The organism is Pseudomonas brassicacearum, from assembly GCF_003732175.1.
In the GTDB taxonomy this organism is placed as follows: Bacteria; Pseudomonadota; Gammaproteobacteria; order Pseudomonadales; family Pseudomonadaceae; genus Aquipseudomonas; species Aquipseudomonas brassicacearum_G.
This window is the reverse complement of the sequence record NZ_MOBI01000017.1, coordinates 227,803-243,528: the sequence shown is the minus strand read 5'-3', so window position 1 is coordinate 243,528 and position 15,726 is coordinate 227,803. Positions and strand designations below refer to the sequence as shown.

The 15,726-nt window shown below is 60.3% G+C and carries 15 protein-coding genes; 7 read left to right on the top strand and 8 right to left on the bottom strand.

What is annotated here, in order from left to right:
• The first annotated feature begins 604 nt into the window (after window positions 1-604).
• From hflK to BK658_RS17020, 5 genes are all read left to right on the top strand, one after another.
• Complete coding sequence (gene hflK / locus BK658_RS17040; protein WP_123583280.1) at window positions 605-1,639, top strand: FtsH protease activity modulator HflK; 1,035 nt, start codon at window positions 605-607, stop codon at window positions 1,637-1,639.
• Window positions 1,636-2,517 (top strand): protease modulator HflC, encoded by an 882-nt coding sequence (hflC, locus tag BK658_RS17035; protein WP_123583279.1) that lies wholly within the window; start codon window positions 1,636-1,638, stop codon window positions 2,515-2,517. Before hflK ends, hflC begins: the two co-directional genes overlap by 4 nt.
• 95 nt (window positions 2,518-2,612) lie before the next feature.
• Window positions 2,613-3,836, top strand: a complete 1,224-nt coding sequence (locus tag BK658_RS17030) for a YjbE family putative metal transport protein (RefSeq protein WP_123583278.1) — start codon at window positions 2,613-2,615, stop codon at window positions 3,834-3,836.
• Between the two features lie 104 nt (window positions 3,837-3,940).
• On the top strand, window positions 3,941-4,708 hold the full coding sequence (locus BK658_RS17025; RefSeq protein WP_103316355.1) for an SDR family oxidoreductase: 768 nt from the start codon (window positions 3,941-3,943) through the stop codon (window positions 4,706-4,708).
• Window positions 4,709-4,891: 183 nt separating this feature from the next.
• The gene (locus BK658_RS17020; protein ID WP_123583277.1) at window positions 4,892-5,797 is read left to right on the top strand and encodes a cation diffusion facilitator family transporter; all 906 of its coding nucleotides are present in this window, start codon (window positions 4,892-4,894) and stop codon (window positions 5,795-5,797) included.
• A gap of 151 nt (window positions 5,798-5,948) precedes the next feature.
• Here the strand turns inward: BK658_RS17020 and BK658_RS17015 are convergent, their stop codons facing one another.
• The 7 genes from BK658_RS17015 to BK658_RS16980 all read right to left on the bottom strand — a co-directional run bounded on the left by BK658_RS17015 (window position 5,949) and on the right by BK658_RS16980 (window position 11,238).
• Window positions 5,949-7,082, bottom strand: coding sequence for an AGE family epimerase/isomerase (locus BK658_RS17015; RefSeq protein ID WP_123583276.1), 1,134 nt, complete (start codon window positions 7,080-7,082; stop codon window positions 5,949-5,951).
• Between the two features lie 174 nt (window positions 7,083-7,256).
• Complete coding sequence (locus BK658_RS17010; RefSeq protein WP_123583275.1) at window positions 7,257-7,829, bottom strand: HupE/UreJ family protein; 573 nt, start codon at window positions 7,827-7,829, stop codon at window positions 7,257-7,259.
• A 38-nt stretch (window positions 7,830-7,867) separates the two neighbouring features.
• Window positions 7,868-8,482: an urease accessory protein UreG gene (gene ureG / locus BK658_RS17005; protein ID WP_123583274.1), complete on the bottom strand. Its 615-nt coding sequence runs from the start codon at window positions 8,480-8,482 to the stop codon at window positions 7,868-7,870.
• Between the two features lie 23 nt (window positions 8,483-8,505).
• Complete coding sequence (locus BK658_RS17000; protein WP_123583273.1) at window positions 8,506-9,180, bottom strand: urease accessory protein UreF; 675 nt, start codon at window positions 9,178-9,180, stop codon at window positions 8,506-8,508.
• A complete protein-coding gene (gene ureE, locus BK658_RS16995; protein WP_123583272.1) occupies window positions 9,177-9,677 on the bottom strand; it encodes an urease accessory protein UreE in 501 nt (166 codons plus the stop codon). The genes BK658_RS17000 and ureE overlap by 4 nt, the downstream gene beginning before the upstream one ends.
• 294 nt (window positions 9,678-9,971) lie before the next feature.
• A complete protein-coding gene (locus BK658_RS16985) occupies window positions 9,972-10,604 on the bottom strand; it encodes a TetR family transcriptional regulator (RefSeq protein WP_123583270.1) in 633 nt (210 codons plus the stop codon).
• A 157-nt stretch (window positions 10,605-10,761) separates the two neighbouring features.
• Window positions 10,762-11,238, bottom strand: coding sequence for a hypothetical protein (locus BK658_RS16980; RefSeq protein WP_123583269.1), 477 nt, complete (start codon window positions 11,236-11,238; stop codon window positions 10,762-10,764).
• A 386-nt stretch (window positions 11,239-11,624) separates the two neighbouring features.
• Between BK658_RS16980 and BK658_RS16975 the strand changes: the two genes are divergently transcribed.
• Together BK658_RS16975 and BK658_RS16970 are read left to right on the top strand one after the other, a co-directional pair.
• Window positions 11,625-13,700 carry an AsmA family protein gene (locus tag BK658_RS16975; RefSeq protein WP_123583268.1) on the top strand — a complete coding sequence of 692 codons (2,076 nt, stop codon included), beginning with the start codon at window positions 11,625-11,627 and terminating at the stop codon, window positions 13,698-13,700.
• 42 nt (window positions 13,701-13,742) lie between these two features.
• Complete coding sequence (locus BK658_RS16970; protein ID WP_123583267.1) at window positions 13,743-14,633, top strand: esterase/lipase family protein; 891 nt, start codon at window positions 13,743-13,745, stop codon at window positions 14,631-14,633.
• 125 nt (window positions 14,634-14,758) lie between these two features.
• Here the strand turns inward: BK658_RS16970 and BK658_RS16965 are convergent, their stop codons facing one another.
• The gene (locus tag BK658_RS16965; protein WP_123583266.1) at window positions 14,759-15,646 is read right to left on the bottom strand and encodes a DMT family transporter; all 888 of its coding nucleotides are present in this window, start codon (window positions 15,644-15,646) and stop codon (window positions 14,759-14,761) included.
• Between the last annotated feature and the right edge of the window lie 80 nt (window positions 15,647-15,726).

Below are 15,726 nucleotides of genomic sequence, written 5' to 3'. Positions count from 1 at the left end.
TAGCTGTTTTTCCACAGTTTTGACTTGTCCCCGTTTGCTGTGGAACTGGCTGTGGGTAACATGGGAGCAACTGCCTGAACGCCTTTAACGGCGTGGCTTTCAGGGTTGTGGTTGTTTTTTGATCAGGCGTTTTTCAGCGGCCTTGAGTAAGCCTTGTCAACCTTTTTGTTGTCGCTGCCCGGCGGCTGAACAGTCGTTGCGCAGCCTGTGGATAAGTCTGTGGTTAAACTCTGGAAAGACTCGGCAAAGGGCCGTAATGACTGGCGTGTAGCCATCGTCTCTGTGACTGCTCGGTCGCATCGATCGATGCTGGCTACACTTGTCACTGCCCAGGTCAAGCAAAAAACTTTCAAATCTGCCCGCAAAGCCTTGTAGATAGCGCGTCTCAAGGTTTGCACTTGCCCCCAAAGACTGTGGGCGGGGCTGTGGATAAGGTGCGTGCAGTTGGCTGCGAGCCAGAGCGGCCAAGGCCTGGCAGCAGTTGAACGTTTTTTGTACAGCGAACATGACAGAGTTTTCATTTTCGCGGTTTTGGGTTCAGGTACTCTGCGCGCCTTGGCGCCCCCGAATGGGCGCTCGTCATTTGACGACATGGAGCCATTGCATGACCGATAGTCCCGCCTCTGCTCCTGTCGAGCCCGTCAGCCCGATGCGTCGGCTGCTCAAACGAATGGGCTACGACCTGGCCGTGATGGATTTCGGTGGACGGGGACTGGCACTGATCGGCGGGCTGGTCTTGCTGGCCTGGATCAGCTCCGGCATCTACAAGGTTCAGCCGGATGAACAGGGCATTGTGCTGCGCTTCGGGCGTTGGCAGCAGACCGCCGAGTCCGGGCTGCACTATCACTTGCCCTATCCTGTCGAAACCGTCCTGCTACCCAAGATCACTCAGGTTAATCAGTTGCAACTGGGCACCAGTACCAGTGTGCAGAGCGCTGCGACCAATGGCGCGCGCGACAAGCAGATGCTCACCGGTGACGAAAACATCGTCGAAGCCGATTGCACGGTGTTCTGGCGGATCAAGGACGCGCGACTCTATCTGTTCAAAATCAGCGACCCGGAGCGCTCGGTGAAACTTGCGGCCGAAAGCGCGCTGCGCGAAGTGATTGGGCGTACGCCGATTCAGTCGGTGATGTCTGACAAGCGTGCACAGATCGCCGATGAAACCCGGGACTTGCTGCAGCAACTGCTGGACCGCGAACAGGCGGGGATTCTCGTCACTCAGGTGCAATTGCAACGGGTCGATCCGCCGCCGCAGGTGATCGATGCGTTCAACGATGTGCAGCGCGCCCGCGCCGACCAGGAGCGTGCCCGCAACGAAGCCGAAGCCTATGCCAATGACGTGATTCCCCGTGCCCGTGGCGACGCGGCGCGTATCACCCAGGAAGCCGAAGCTTACCAGGCGCAAGTCGGCAACCTGGCCGAGGGCGAGGCCAAGCGGTTTCTCTCGGTTTACAACAGCTACGTGCAATCCAAAGACGTCACCGCCTGGCGCCTGTACATGGAGAGCATGGATGAAGTCCTGAAAAAGGCGTCCAAAGTCATCATCGATTCTTCCGGCAAGGGCATGTCCGGGGTGGTGCCGTACATGCCGCTGAGCGAGCCTGGCAAACCGCAGCAAAAGGACGCCCGACCATGAACTGCACCGTCAAATGGTTGGCCGCAGCGGTCGTCGCGATTGCGCTCTGGGCGTTGGCCGCCTCGGCCTATGTCGTCGATGAGTCGCAACAGGCACTGATCATCCGCTTTGGCGCACCGATGGGCGTTGCCGGGGAGCCGGGGCTCAAGTTCAAGGTGCCGTTCAGCGACTCCATCGTGTTTTACGACAGCCGTCTGCAAACCCTGGCATCGCCGGCCGAACAAGTGATTCTCGGCGATCAGAAGCGTATCGAGGTCGAGACCTATACGCGTTTTCGCATTAGCGACCCGCTGCGGTTTTATCAGGCCGTCGGGACCCTGGATCAAGCCAATGCTCAGCTGACGCAAATGGTCAGTTCCTCGCTGCGCCGTGAGTTGGGCGAGGTGTCGCTGCGTTCGCTGTTGTCGCCGGCCCGTCAGCAGGAAGTCGCGATCATCGAGAAAGACGTGGCCGACAAGGCCCGCGCACTCGGCATCGAGGTGACGGAGGTGCGTTTGCACCGCGCCGATCTGCCGCTGGAGGCCAGTCAGGCGATTTACGACCGGATGAAGTCCGAGCGCCAGCGCGAAGCCAAGGAGCTGCGCGCACAGGGCTTTGAATGGGCCCAGCAAATCCAGGCCAAGGCCGACCGTGATCGCACGGTGTTGCTGTCCGAGGTCCAGCGCCAGTCGGCAATCACTCATGGTGAGGCCGATGCAGCGGCCAACCAGATTCTTTCAGCGGCGTTCAGCAAAGACCCGGAATTCTACAAGTTGTACCGCTCGTTACAGACCTACCGTCAGGCGCTGTCTGACAGTCAGCCGATGTTGGTGCTGACGCCTGATGCTGCGTTTCTCAAGCAGTTTCGGAACGGGCCGGCAACGACCAGCGGCAAGTAGCAACGGCCATGAGTGATCTGTGTGCAGAGCACCGGCCTGAGCGGTTCGCTGGGATGATGTTCCGATGACGCAGTCTTTTGCCAGGAAATCGCTCGATGTTATTTGATGGTGCGCTGCACGCGCTGAGCATGGTCTTTGAGGTGTTCCTGCTGGACCTGATCCTGTCCGGCGACAACGCATTGGTGATCGCCATGGCCTGCCGCGGATTGCCGCCGGAGCAACTGCGTCGGGCCGTATTGATCGGCACCAGCGGCGCCATCGTCCTGCGGGCGTTGCTGACCACGCTGGCCGGTTGGTTGCTGCTGGTGCCGTGGCTCAAGCTGATCGGCGCGCTGCTGTTGCTGGTGATCGCCATACGGCTGCTGACCGAAGAAGAGGCCGGCGAAGAGGGCGATTCGTCAGGCGGTTCGCCGCAGACGTTGGGTGGCGCAGTGGTCACGGTGCTGACTGCCGACCTGATCATGAGCATGGACAACGTGGTCGGGCTGGCGGCGGTGGCCCAGGGCAGTGTCTTTTACCTGGTGCTGGGCTTGCTGTTGAGCGTGCCGCTGCTGATGTTTGGCAGCCTGCAGATCACCCGGTTGTTGCGGCGTCAGCCGTTGCTGGTGTCGATTGGCGCAGCATTGCTGGGCTATGTCGCGGGGGACATTGCGGTCTCTGATCCGGTGGTCGTGGGCTGGGTCAACAGCCAGTCACCGGCGCTCAATCAAGTGGTGCCCTTGCTGTGCGCGGTGTATGTGGTCCTTCAGGCCCGGATCATTCTTCGGCAACGTGCGCGGTTGCCCAAACCTGCGGTCATGCAGCCGGTTGCGCGGGCGGTCAGGTTTCAGCAACCGGTCAGCGAACCGGTTACGTTGCCTGTGGTGAAACCCGAGGTCGTCCTGACTGCATCGCCCGCGCCTGCAATTGAAGCATCCAGTGATGAGCCACGGCGGCGCCTGTTCGGCGATTACAACGGGCTGGCGACGGTGTTGGCGGGGCTTGCCGGTATTTTCGTGATCAGCGCGGCGTTGTATAGCCTGGTGGGCGGATTGTCCGGTGGCCTGCTGCCCACGCCGCAAAAGGATTATGCGTATGTCTGCACCGGGGCGAGCACCACCCTTTACTATCGACCCGGCGGCAGCACGATCCGGCTGGTCACGGGCGGCGGTGAAGCCACCGGTTACGTGAGGTACAAGACCATTCTCTGGCAGACTCCGCAGAGCGCCCTCAAGGACCTGCACCTGACGCTCCCCAACGAGATCGAGAAAACCAGCGCCACGGTCGTCACCCTCAATGGTGGCAGCTTCTCGCAGATCCAGTGCGCGCGCAGCCTGTGACGTGACCATTGATGACCCGGTTGCCGCTGTGCTCCGGGCCGGGCATGCTGCTGGTTGAGTTTCTATTCCAACGGCTGCGTATCAGCCCAAACCAGGAGAACACGATGTCCAACACCCTGTTTATTACCGGCGCGACGTCCGGTTTTGGTGAAGCCTGTGCCCGTCGTTTTGCCGAGGCCGGCTGGAAACTGGTGCTGACAGGTCGTCGTGAAGAGCGTCTGAATGCACTGTGCGCCGAATTGTCGAAGCAGACTGAAGTCCATGGCCTGGTGCTCGATGTGCGTGACCGCAAGGCCATGGAGGAGGCAATCGCCAACCTGCCGCCGTCGTTTGCCAAGCTGCGCGGGCTGATCAACAACGCGGGCCTGGCCCTGGGTGTAGACCCGGCGCCCAAGTGCGATCTGGACGACTGGGACACCATGGTCGACACCAACATCAAGGGCCTGATGTACAGCACTCGCCTGCTGCTGCCACGCTTGATCGCCCACGGCCGCGGTGCCGGGATCATCAACCTGGGTTCCATCGCCGGCAACTACCCGTACCCGGGCAGCCACGTGTATGGCGCGACCAAGGCGTTCGTCAAACAGTTCTCGCTGAACTTGCGTTGCGACCTGCAAGGCACCGGCGTGCGCGTGAGCAACATCGAGCCGGGCCTGTGTGAAAGCGAGTTCTCGCTGGTGCGTTTTGGCGGTGACCAGGCGCGCTACGATGCCACTTACGCGGGCGCCGAGCCGATCCAGCCGCAGGACATCGCCGAGACGATTTTCTGGGTCCTCAATGCTCCGGCGCACATCAATATCAATCGTCTGGAATTGATGCCGGTGAGCCAGACCTGGGGCGGGTTTGCGATCGACCGCAGTAGCAAGGCGTAAGACCGCGTAACGGCCAATCGCGAGCAGGCTCGCTCCCACATTAATCTCTGGTGTTAGGAGATCCCCTGTGGGAGCGAGCCTGCTCGCGATGGCGGCAAATCGGTCAAAACATGGCATAAGGTACACTCCCTCTCGAACCCCCCACCGCAAACCGCGGTTTTCGGGGTTTCAGAAGGAGGAAATGTGAGTAACCGAGGTGAGCAGGTACTGCTCAAGCAATCGACCATCCTGATGTTCGCCGTGGCGGTCGCCGCGATCGTCACGGGTTTTTTTTCTGGCTCCCAATCGATTTTGTTCGATGGGTTTTTTTCGCTGATCGCGACCTTCATCAAGGTTCTGATGCTGATCACCGCCAAGCTGATCGCGAAGGAAAGTAACCAGCGCTTTCAGTTCGGCTTCTGGCACCTCGAACCGATGGTGCTGCTGATCGAAGGCAGCTTCCTGTTGCTGATTGCGATCTACGCCTTTCTCAGCGGTATGTTCGGCATCATCAATGGTGGCCGCGAGATCGAACTGGGCCTGGTGATTCCTTTTGCGGGGGTGCTTAGCGTCGTCTGTTTCGGCTATTTCTTCTACGTCCGTTATCGCAATCGCAGGTTGAAATCCTCGCTGATCCAGTTCGACAACATCAGTTGGCTGGTGGACGCGATGCTCTCGGTCGGCTTGCTGGTGAGCTTCCTCATCGCGTTGCTGCTCAAGACGCAGGGCTATGGCCAGTGGGCCGCTTACGTCGACCCGTCGATCCTGATCCTGCTGGCCCTGAGCATGCTCGCGCCGGCGTTCAAAATCCTCAGGCCGGCGTTACGCGATGTGCTGGGAATTGTCCCGGATCAGCTGGATGACAAGGTTCGCCAGGTGATGGACGAGGCCAAAGCCGAGCATGGCTTTGCCGACTACATCTCGTATGTGCAGAAGCACGGACGGGCACGGTTCATCGAGATTCACGTGGTATTGCCGACGGATTACCGACTTGATGGCGTGGCCACGCTGGATGAACTGCGTGAGCAGATTTCGGCGAAGCTCGGCAAACCGGATACGGCGCGTTGGCTGACCATCAGTTTTACCGGTGATCGCAAGTGGATTGCCTGATGGGACGGTGACTTGTGGCGAGGGGGCTTGCCCCCGTTGGGCCGCGTAGCGGCCCCAATACTTGCTGACGCGATTCTTCAGGTAAATCAAATTGACCAGATTGCGGCGGCTTCGCCACCCAACGGGGGCAAGCCCCCTCGCCACAGAGGACTCAGCCGAAATATTCGGCGAGGCCGCGATAACAGGTCGCCAAATGGTAAGGCGTGGTTGACGGCATGTCCTGGCGGCTGATCGCGCTATCCCTGTCCAGGCACTCGTACCAACCACCGGCATGCAGAAAACGCTGTTGCAGGGCGTTCAATTGACGCTCAAGCAAGGCTTTACTGTCCGGACGCAAGGTCAGGGCGCGCAGGTATTCTGCCTGGGCCCAGATGCGCTGGGTCTCATCACGAGGTCGGCCATCCAGTTCAAGGTCGAGCATCGCTCGCACCGCCCCCGTTTGTTGATTAACGCCCAATTGTTCGGTGAACGGGAATGCGCGGGTCAGCGAGGCGTGCAGTTTTGATCCGCGCAGCAACGCGGATGATTCCAGCAGGAAGAACCATTCGAATTGATGCCCCGGCTCAAACCAGTTATCCACAGCCCCCAGCGGTTTTTCCATCATCACCCCGTCCTGCGGGTCGATGAAGTGCTTTTGCATCGCCCCGCACAGTGCATTGAGCGCGGCCTCGACCGGGGCATCGTCGCGTACTGACAGCGTGGCGAGGAACGCTTCGGCCAGATGCATCAGCGGGTTCTGCAATGGCCCGGACTTGAGCGATGACCAGTCGCGGTCGAGGCTGGCTTCGTACAGACCGTCGTCTGTGGCGAAACGCTGAGCGACCACTTCCAGTGCTGCATTGAGCACCGATTCCACCAGCGGCTCGCGAACCTTGGCCCAGTAATGGGCGCAGGCAAACAGAATGAAGGCGTGGGTGTAGAGGTCTTTACGCTGATCGAGCGGCGCGCCATGGGCATCGATGCTGTAGAACCAGCCGCCGTGCTCGGCATCGTGGAAATGCCGTTGCAGGGAGCGAAACAGCGCAGCGGCGCGCTCTTCGGCAGCCGGCACCTCACCGATCAGGCTGGCGAACAGGTACAGCTGCCGCGCGCAGGCCATGGCCCGGTAGCGTTGTGGCGGCAATGGCCGGTGTTCGGCGTCCAGGGCTTCATACGGCAGCGCCATGTCTGCGTTCCAGCCGGGTCCTTGCCAGAGCGGCACGATCACGTCCTGGAAGTGCTGCTGCACAGTGGCGAACAGGGCGGTCAATTCAGGCTGGGAGGCGGAGCGGGGAGCATCGGGCATTGGCTGGCGTCGTCACGGCAGGAGTGTTTGCGCGACATGGTAGCAGGCCTGAGAGATGCAGTGTCTGTCCGGCCCTCATCGCGAGCAGGCTCGCTCCCACATTGGTCCTGCGCACACAGTCCCATTGTGGGAGCGAGCCTGCTCGCGATAGGGCCGGTACTGACAATAGAAAACTCAGCCGGCGAGCAACCAGACCCCGGTCGCCGCCGAAGCTGCACCCGCCACCCGAACCAGCGGCGCAGCCGCCTGAGGCAACACGCGCACCAACGCATAACCGGCAGCATGCAGGGCTGCGGTCGCGGCGACGAAGCCAGCGGCATACGCCCAAGGGCTGGACATGTCTGGCAGCTCCAGGCCATGCGCCACGCCGTGGAACAAGGCAAACAGTGCCGTCGCGCCAATCGCCAGGCTCAACGGTGGACGCACCACCAATGCCACCGCCAGGCCCAGCGCGAGCACCGAAGCGGCAATCCCGCTCTCCAGCGCTGGCAGGTTCAAACCCTCAAACCCGAGCAAGCCGCCGATCAGCATGACGCCGACGAAAGTACACGGTAGCGCCCAGCGCGCTGCGCCCTTTTGTTGCGCGGCCCATAACCCCACAGCCAGCATCGCCAGCAAATGGTCGAGACCGCCAATCGGGTGGCTGATGCCGGCCAGCAAACCGTTGTCGCCATGGCCAGGGTGGGCGAAGGCCAGTGCTGGCGTGAGCAGCAGGGCTGCGGCGGCGAAGATGCGTTTGAGTGTCATGAATAAGCTTCCTTGTTGATAACGCGTGTGGATAAGTTTCAGGCCGCCGTCAGCAGCCCCTGGCGCTCGATGAAGGCGATGATTTCTTCAAGGCCCTGACCGGTTTTCTGATTGCTGAAGACAAACGGCTTACCGCCGCGCATGCGTTTGGTGTCGCTGTCCATCATCGACAGCGATGCGCCTACCAGTGGCGCCAGGTCGATCTTGTTGATCACCAGCAGGTCGGATTTGCAGATCCCCGGTCCGCCCTTGCGCGGCAGCTTGTCGCCGGCCGAGACATCGATCACGTAGATCGTCAGGTCCGAGAGCTCCGGGCTGAAGGTCGCCGACAGGTTGTCGCCACCGGACTCCACCAGAATCAGATCGAGACCGGGAAAGCGTCGATTCAGTTGATCCACCGCTTCGAGGTTGATCGACGCATCTTCGCGGATCGCCGTATGCGGGCAGCCGCCGGTTTCCACGCCGATGATCCGTTCGGGGCCCAAGGCCTCGTTGCGCACCAGAAAGTCGGCGTCTTCTCGGGTGTAGATGTCGTTGGTGACCACTGCCAGGTTGTAGCGATCACGCAACGCCAGGCACAGGGCCAACGTCAGCGCGGTTTTGCCGGAACCGACCGGGCCGCCGATGCCGACGCGCAGAGGTTGTGTGTTCATGTGATTCTCCAAAGTAACAGGCCCTAGGAACGGAACAGACGGCTGTACTGGCGCTCATGGGCCATGCACACCAGTGACAGGCCGAAAGCGGCGCTGCCGTAGTGTTGAGGGTCAAGGGTTGAGGCGTTCTGCTGAGCCTGTTGCAGCAGCGGCAGCAGTTCGCTGGTGAGGCGTTGCGCGGCTTGCTGGCCCAGCGGCAGGGTTTTCATCAACACCGCCAATTGATTCTCCAGCCAGCTCCAGAGCCAGGCGGCGAGTGCGTCTTGCGGGCTGATCTGCCAGGCGCGGGCGGCCAGCGCCCAGCCGAGGGCCAGATGCGGCTCGCTACGTTGTGCGAGAAAGCTGCGGGCGACGTCATCCAGTTCCGGTAAGCCGTTGAGCAGTTGCTGCAGCGAATAGCCCATTTGCCGGCTTTCCTGATGCAACTCGCGGGTTTCCCGGCTGGCGCGGTGTTCTTCACAGCGTTGTAGCAACTGTGGCCAGTCTTCATTGGCGGCGGCGGTGCAATGGGCAAGCAACAGCGGCGCTTCGAAGCGCGCCAGGTTGAGCAGCAACTGATCGCTGATCCAGCGTTTGGCGGATTCCGGATCGCTTACGCGGCCGTTATCCACAGCCATTTCCAGGCCTTGGGAATAGCTGTAGCCGCCAATCGGCAATTGCGGGCTGGCCAGACGCAGCAGCGCCCAGGCCGGGTTCATATGCGTACGCCGAACTGATGCAGTTTCGGCGGATAGTTGAAGTCCTCGTCGCCGTGCCGCGAATGATGATGGCCACCGCCATAGGCGCCGTGCTCCGGCTGGAACGCGGCTTCGATGTTTTCGGTCTGCGCGCCCAGCTGTTCGAGCATGGCTTTGAGCACATAATCGTCAAGCAGGCGCAGCCAGCCATCACCGACTTGCAGGGCAACGTGGCGGTTGCCCAAGTGATAGGCGGCGCGGGTCAATTCGAAGGCGTTGGCGCAGGTGACGTGCAGCAGTTGCTCGGGACGGGCACAGACGCGGACGACGCGGCCGTCTTCGGCCTCCAGGCATTCTCCGTCGTACAGCGGCGGCTGCCCGCGCTCCAAAAACAACCCGACGTCTTCACCTTCGGCACTGAAACAGCGCAGGCGACTTTTACTTCGCGCCTCGAAGTTCAGGTGCAACTCGGCAGCCCAGACGGGTTGAGGGTCGATTCTGCGATGAATCACCAGCATTGGAAGGCTTCCAGCAAAGAACAATGCTCAGGCTAGAGCAAGGGGCTTGCCAATCGGACGAGACGTAGGAAAACCCTGTCAGAGCGTAGAAGATGTTTCTGAATGTTGCGGGATTTTGAGTGAGTGCGGGTGGGTTTGGTGCGTGCGGATTCTTGTGCGCACCATTTTGTGGCGGTCTTGATCGTTCCCACGCTCTGCGTGGGAATGCCTCACTGGACGCTCTGCGTCCGCTTCGGCAGTGACGCGGAGCGTCACGGGCTGCATGCCCACGCAGAGCATGGGAACGATCACTGGCTACTCGGTACTGCCCAGTCCTTGCCAATGCTTCAAGCCGATAAAGATAAAGCGCAGTTGCTGAGTGATCTTCGCCTGTGGCGTCAGGTGTGCGGGTAAGGCTTCGGCTGGCGGGTCGATGATGTCGGGGAGGGTGGCGAACACGCTTTTGACGATCAGGTCGGCCATGACCGACAACCCGGAAAAATCGAGGTGTTGCAGTTTGGGCATCAAGGACAGGTCGGCGGCCAGGTCTGAGCTGATGTTTTCGCGCAGTTTGCCGATGGCCAGACGTACTGGCAGCGAGCCGCCATATTGTTCGCGCGCCAGAAACAGGAACTGCGAACGGTTGGCCGCGACCACATCAAGGAAAATTCGCACCGAGGCATCGATGATTCCGCCCATGACGAATTCATTGTGGCGCACCAGGCGGATGGTTTCGCGGAAGGTCTGGCCGACTTCGCTGACCAGTTCCAGCCCTAACTGATCCATATCGGTAAAGTGCCGGTAGAAACCGGTCGGGACAATACCAGCGGTTTTCGCCACTTCACGCAGACTCAGGCTGCCGAATCCTCGGCCGCATTCCATCAGGTGGCGGGCAGCGTCCATCAAGGCGTTGCGGGTCTGTTGTTTCTGTTCGGCGCGGGGCAGCATCAGGCGGCTGACTTCTAATCAAGGACAGCGGCGCACTCTAGCAAATCAGCTTTGCTGGCGTCGAACTTGAGTAAAGGAAGGTGTGGCGGGAAGTGCGAGCTACATAAAGTCAAAGCCCGATCCAGGAGATCGGGCTTTTTTCCGGGCCAGCATGGCCTTAGCTCAGGCTAGCGTTGCGTTCGATCACGCGGTCACCACCGCCTTCAGCCAGGGTCTGACCTTGTGGGGTGCGATCGGAACCGTCGGAAGCCAGGGTTTGACCTTGTGGAGTGCGATCGGAACCGTCGGAAGCCAGGGTCTGACCTTGTGGGGTGCGATCGGAACCGTCGGAAGCCAGGGTCTGACCTTGTGGAGTGCGATCGGAACCGTCAGAGGCCAGGGTCTGACCTTGTGGAGTGCGGTCGGAACCGTCAGAGGCAAGGATCTGGCCTTGTGGTGTCTTGTCGTAGCCATCCTGAGTAATCAGGCCTTTTTCTTTCAGACGTTCGTTACCATTGGCACCATCGGCAACCGTTTGGCTATGAGCCGAATGGCTGGATTTTACTTGTGGAGTTGCCTGATCGGCCGCTGGCAGAGCAAAAGCGGTGCTGGCTAACATTGAAAGGGTCAGGCTAAGCAGTAATTGGCGTTTCATGATGGGCTGCTCCTTGGGAGGGCTATAAAGTGGGTACGAAGTTAATGCTACTCTCGATAAGTCGATATAAAAGTTCATAAAGGCAATGGTAATAATCAACGGAATTGATGGTTCAGCGAAAAGCCTCTAGATCGGACGTTTCCGGGGAAGGCTTTTGCACCGAGGTGGGTATTTTCGACTCACTTGCGCGACGGAAAAGTGCGGAGCGGGTAACGGAAGCTGGCTGAGCGGTCAGGAATGTTGGTTTTTTTATACCCGAATGGAAGGGTTGTTAAACCTGCGGGGCATTTGCCAGTGGTAATTTCTGTAATCCGCCGATTTCTGGCCTACCGTTTCATATGTGCGTCGCAGTTCAGGCGCCGAGTCGTAATCAGGAGCCCTGTGCAATGACGCGCACTCGTAAAATTCTCGCCTGGGTTGTCAGCAGTCTCGTGCTGTTGATGGCGCTGCTGGTGGTGATCATCGCGTTCTTCGACTGGAACTGGATCAAACCGCCGCTCAACACCAAAGTCTCCGAAGAACTGCACCGCCCCTTTGCTATCAACGGCAACCTGACGGTGACCTGGAAACGTGAAGTCGATGAAGGCGGTTGGCGCGCCTGGGTGCCATGGCCGAATGTGGTGGCCGAGGACTTGAGCCTGGGCAACCCGGACTGGTCGAAAAAGCCGCAAATGGTCAGCCTCAAACGCGTCGAGCTGCGAATTTCGCCATTGGCCTTGTTGGCGCAGCGGGTGGTGATACCGCGTATCGACCTCACCGAACCCAATGCCGACTTGCAACGTTTGGCCGATGGCCGCGCCAACTGGACCTTCAAATTCGATCTGAAAGACCCGAACGCCGAACCGTCCCGCTGGGGGGTGGACATCGGTGCGATCGGCTTTGACAAGGGCCACGTCACCCTCGACGACCAGACCTTGAACACTCAGCTCGACCTTATGATCGACCTGCTGGGCAAGCCGATTCCGTTCAGCGACATCGTCGGTGATAAAGCCGCGAAGAAAGCCCTGGAGAAGGGCTTGGCGCCGCAAGACTATGTGTTCGCGCTGAAGGTCAAGGGCCAGTACCACGGTCAGAAACTGGCGGGCGAAGGCAAGGTCGGTGGGCTGCTGGCATTACAGGACGCGGCCAAGCCGTTCCCGTTGCACGCGCAGGTGAAGATTGCCGACACCAGCGTCGAGCTGGCCGGTACCCTGACCGACCCGCTGAACCTCGGCGCACTGGACCTGCGTCTGAAACTTGCCGGCACCAGCCTGGGCAACCTTCATCCTTTGACCGGCGTAACCCTGCCGCCTTCGCCGCCTTACACCACCGACGGTCACTTGATCGCCAACCTGCGCCAGGCGGACGGTGCAACGTACCACTACGAGGCATTCAACGGCACCATTGGCGGCAGCGATATTCATGGCGACCTGACGTATGTCGCCAGCCAGCCACGGCCCAAGCTCAGTGGTACGCTGGTCTCCAATCAACTGCTGTTCGTCGACCTCGCGCCGTTGATTGGCGCCGACTCCAACGCCAAGCAAAAGGCCCGTGGCGGTGAAAGCAAGCAGCCGGAGGACAAGGTGTTGCCGGTCGAGGAGTTCCGTACCGAGCGCTGGCGCGATATGGACGCCGACGTCGAGTTCACCGGTAAACGCATCGTTCAAAGCGAGAAATTGCCGTTTACCGATCTCTATACGCACCTGGTGCTCAAAGAGGGTCAGATCAACCTGGAGCCGCTGCGCTTTGGTGTCGCGGGCGGCAAGCTCGATGCGCAGGTCCGTCTGAACGGCCTTGCCACGCCGTTGGAAGGACGGGCGAAGCTGACCGCGCGCGGCTTCAAACTCAAGCAGCTGTTCCCGAGCTTCGAGACGATGAAAACCAGCTTTGGGGAACTCAACGGTGACGCCGATCTCGCTGGTCACGGCAACTCGGTGGCGGCGTTGCTGGGGAGCGCCAATGGCGATCTGAAGCTGTTGATGAATGATGGTGCGATCAGTCGTCAATTGATGGAACTTGCCGGGTTGAACGTCGGCAATTATGTGGTCGGGAAAATCTTTGGCGACCAGGACGTGAAGATCAACTGCGCGGCGGCCGACTTCGACGTCAAGAGTGGTCTGGCGACCTCCCGGCTGTTTGTGTTCGACACCGAGAACGCGATCGTCTACATCGACGGCACGGCGAACATGGCCAGTGAGCAGCTCGACCTGACCATCACGCCAGAGTCCAAGGGCGTGCGGCTGATCTCGTTGCGTTCGCCGCTGTATGTGCGCGGTAAGTTCATCAAGCCGGATACCGGTGTGAAGGGCGTGCCACTGATGTTGCGGGGCGCGGGGATGGTGGCACTGGGCGTGATTGCCGGGCCGGCGGCGGGGTTGCTGGCATTGGTAGCGCCGAGTAGCGGTGGGCCGAATCAGTGCGTGCCCTTGTTGGCGCAAATGAAGGCAGGCAAGGTGCCGGTGACGGTCAAGCCCAGCAAATAGTCGGCTGACTGCACCAGTCCCTGATCACAAGGATGTCTGCCCATGTCGCAAGAGACCGCCACGCGTTACCCCTTGGTGCTGGTCCCGGGAATGCTCGGCTTTATTCGGCTGCTGTTCTACCCATACTGGTACGGGATCATTTCGGCGCTGCGCAGGGGTGGGGCGACAGTGATTGCGGTTCAGGTTTCGCCGGTCAACTCCAACGAAGTGCGCGGTGAAGAGTTGTTAGTGCAAATCGATGAAATATTGCGCGAAACCGGAGCGGGTAAAGTCAATCTGATCGGCCACAGCCAAGGTTCGCTGACCGCCCGTTACGCTGCCGCCACGCGCCCGGACCTGGTAGCCTCGGTGACCTCGGTAGCGGGGCCCAACCATGGCTCGGAGCTGGCGGACTATCTGCACAAACACTGTCCGCCCGACAGTGCGAAAGGCCGTGTGCTGAGCGCCTTGTTGCAGTTGGTCGCGTGGTTGATGGGCCTGCTGGAAACCGGTCATCCCAGGCACAAATGGCCGGTGGATGTACATGCCTCGCACAACTCGCTGACCAGCGAAGGGGTCGCGCTGTTCAATCAGCGCTACCCACAGGGATTGCCCGAGACCTGGGGCGGGCATGGGCCGGAGTTGGTCAACGGCGTGCGCTATTACTCGTGGTCCGGGACCTTGCAGCCAGGCAAGACCGACCGTGGTGGCAACCTGTTCGACGGCACTAACCGCAGCTGTCGCTTGTTCGCCACCACCTTCGTCCGCGAAGCGGGGCATTGCGACGGTATGGTCGGGCGTTACAGCTCGCATTTGGGCACGGTGATTGGCGATGAATACCCGTTGGATCACTTCGACATCGTCAACCAGTCGCTGGGGCTGGTGGGCAAAGGCGCCGATCCGCTGCGGTTGTTTATCGAGCATGCGCAGCGGTTGAAGGCGGCGGGGTTGTAAGGATTTTGACCGCGTTATCGTTCATCGCGAGCAGGCTCGCTCCCACATTTAATCTCTGGTGTTCACAAAAAATGTATTCGCAGCAGGCCCAATGTGGGAGCGAGCCTGCTCGCGATGAGGTCAGATCAGGCAACGCAGGTCTTGCGGCTCAACACCGTGGTCCAACGTTCCGAAAGAATCACCCCGCCCAACGTCAGCACTCCACCCACCAGGTGATACAGCGCCAGTTGCTCATGCAGCACCACCGCGGCGATCAATGCGGTAATCAGTGGCAGCAGGTTGAAGAACAGCGTGGTTCGGCTTGGCCCCAGACGCACCACCGCTTGCATCCACGCCAGTGGCGCGAGCATCGAGGCCAGCAGGCAGGCATAAAGCACCAGCGGAATGTTCTGCAAAGTCGGGCCAACTTTGGGTGAGGCCATGAACAGCGGAAACAGCACCACGACCGCCACCAGCACCTGCAAATACAACAGCACCAGCGGCGGCAAACGCAGCTGCCATTTTTTCAGCAAGGTGCTGTAGACCGCATAGGCCAGGGTCGCGATCAGCATCATCGCATCGCCCAGGTTGACCCCGTGTTCCAGTAGCGCACCCAGGCTGCCGGACGAAACCACCACCAGCACGCCGGCAAACGACAGCACCGCACCGGCCAGCGCGCCGGCGGTCAGCCGTTGGCCGAGGCTGATAATGGCCATGGCCAGCGACATCAACGGCATCAGCGACAGGATGATGCCCATGTTGGTGGCCGAGGTCAGTGTTGCGGCGAAGTAGGCCAGGCTTTGATAGACCGCCATGCCAAGCACGCCGAGGACGAAGACCTTGCCCAGGTTCGGGCGAATGACCGCCCAATGGCGTATCACCGGTTTGAGCATGAATGGCGTGAACAGCACTCCGGCGAGCAGCCAGCGATAGAAACCGATCTCGGCGGGGAAGATCGCGCCGACCGCCAGTTTGTTGATTACGGTGTTGCCGGCCCAGATGAAAATGGCCAGCAGGGGATAAGCGTATTGCATGGGAAAAACCAGAACGTTAATGACGGGGTGATTATCGCCTGTCTGGATGCGCGCCTATACTTCAATCCAGACAACCTGCC

Coding starts and splice junctions, on each gene's coding strand:
- hflC (WP_123583279.1), top strand. CDS start 1,636: ATGAACTGCACCGTCAAATGGTTGGCCGCAGCGGTCGTCGCGATTGCG.
- BK658_RS16980 (WP_123583269.1), bottom strand. CDS start 11,238: ATGAAACGCCAATTACTGCTTAGCCTGACCCTTTCAATGTTAGCCAGC.
- BK658_RS16985 (WP_123583270.1), bottom strand. CDS start 10,604: ATGCTGCCCCGCGCCGAACAGAAACAACAGACCCGCAACGCCTTGATG.
- ureG (WP_123583274.1), bottom strand. CDS start 8,482: ATGAACACACAACCTCTGCGCGTCGGCATCGGCGGCCCGGTCGGTTCC.
- BK658_RS16975 (WP_123583268.1), top strand. CDS start 11,625: ATGACGCGCACTCGTAAAATTCTCGCCTGGGTTGTCAGCAGTCTCGTG.
- BK658_RS16965 (WP_123583266.1), bottom strand. CDS start 15,646: ATGCAATACGCTTATCCCCTGCTGGCCATTTTCATCTGGGCCGGCAAC.
- BK658_RS17015 (WP_123583276.1), bottom strand. CDS start 7,082: ATGCCCGATGCTCCCCGCTCCGCCTCCCAGCCTGAATTGACCGCCCTG.
- BK658_RS17010 (WP_123583275.1), bottom strand. CDS start 7,829: ATGACACTCAAACGCATCTTCGCCGCCGCAGCCCTGCTGCTCACGCCA.
- hflK (WP_123583280.1), top strand. CDS start 605: ATGACCGATAGTCCCGCCTCTGCTCCTGTCGAGCCCGTCAGCCCGATG.
- BK658_RS17000 (WP_123583273.1), bottom strand. CDS start 9,180: ATGAACCCGGCCTGGGCGCTGCTGCGTCTGGCCAGCCCGCAATTGCCG.
- BK658_RS16970 (WP_123583267.1), top strand. CDS start 13,743: ATGTCGCAAGAGACCGCCACGCGTTACCCCTTGGTGCTGGTCCCGGGA.
- BK658_RS17030 (WP_123583278.1), top strand. CDS start 2,613: ATGTTATTTGATGGTGCGCTGCACGCGCTGAGCATGGTCTTTGAGGTG.
- BK658_RS17025 (WP_103316355.1), top strand. CDS start 3,941: ATGTCCAACACCCTGTTTATTACCGGCGCGACGTCCGGTTTTGGTGAA.
- ureE (WP_123583272.1), bottom strand. CDS start 9,677: ATGCTGGTGATTCATCGCAGAATCGACCCTCAACCCGTCTGGGCTGCC.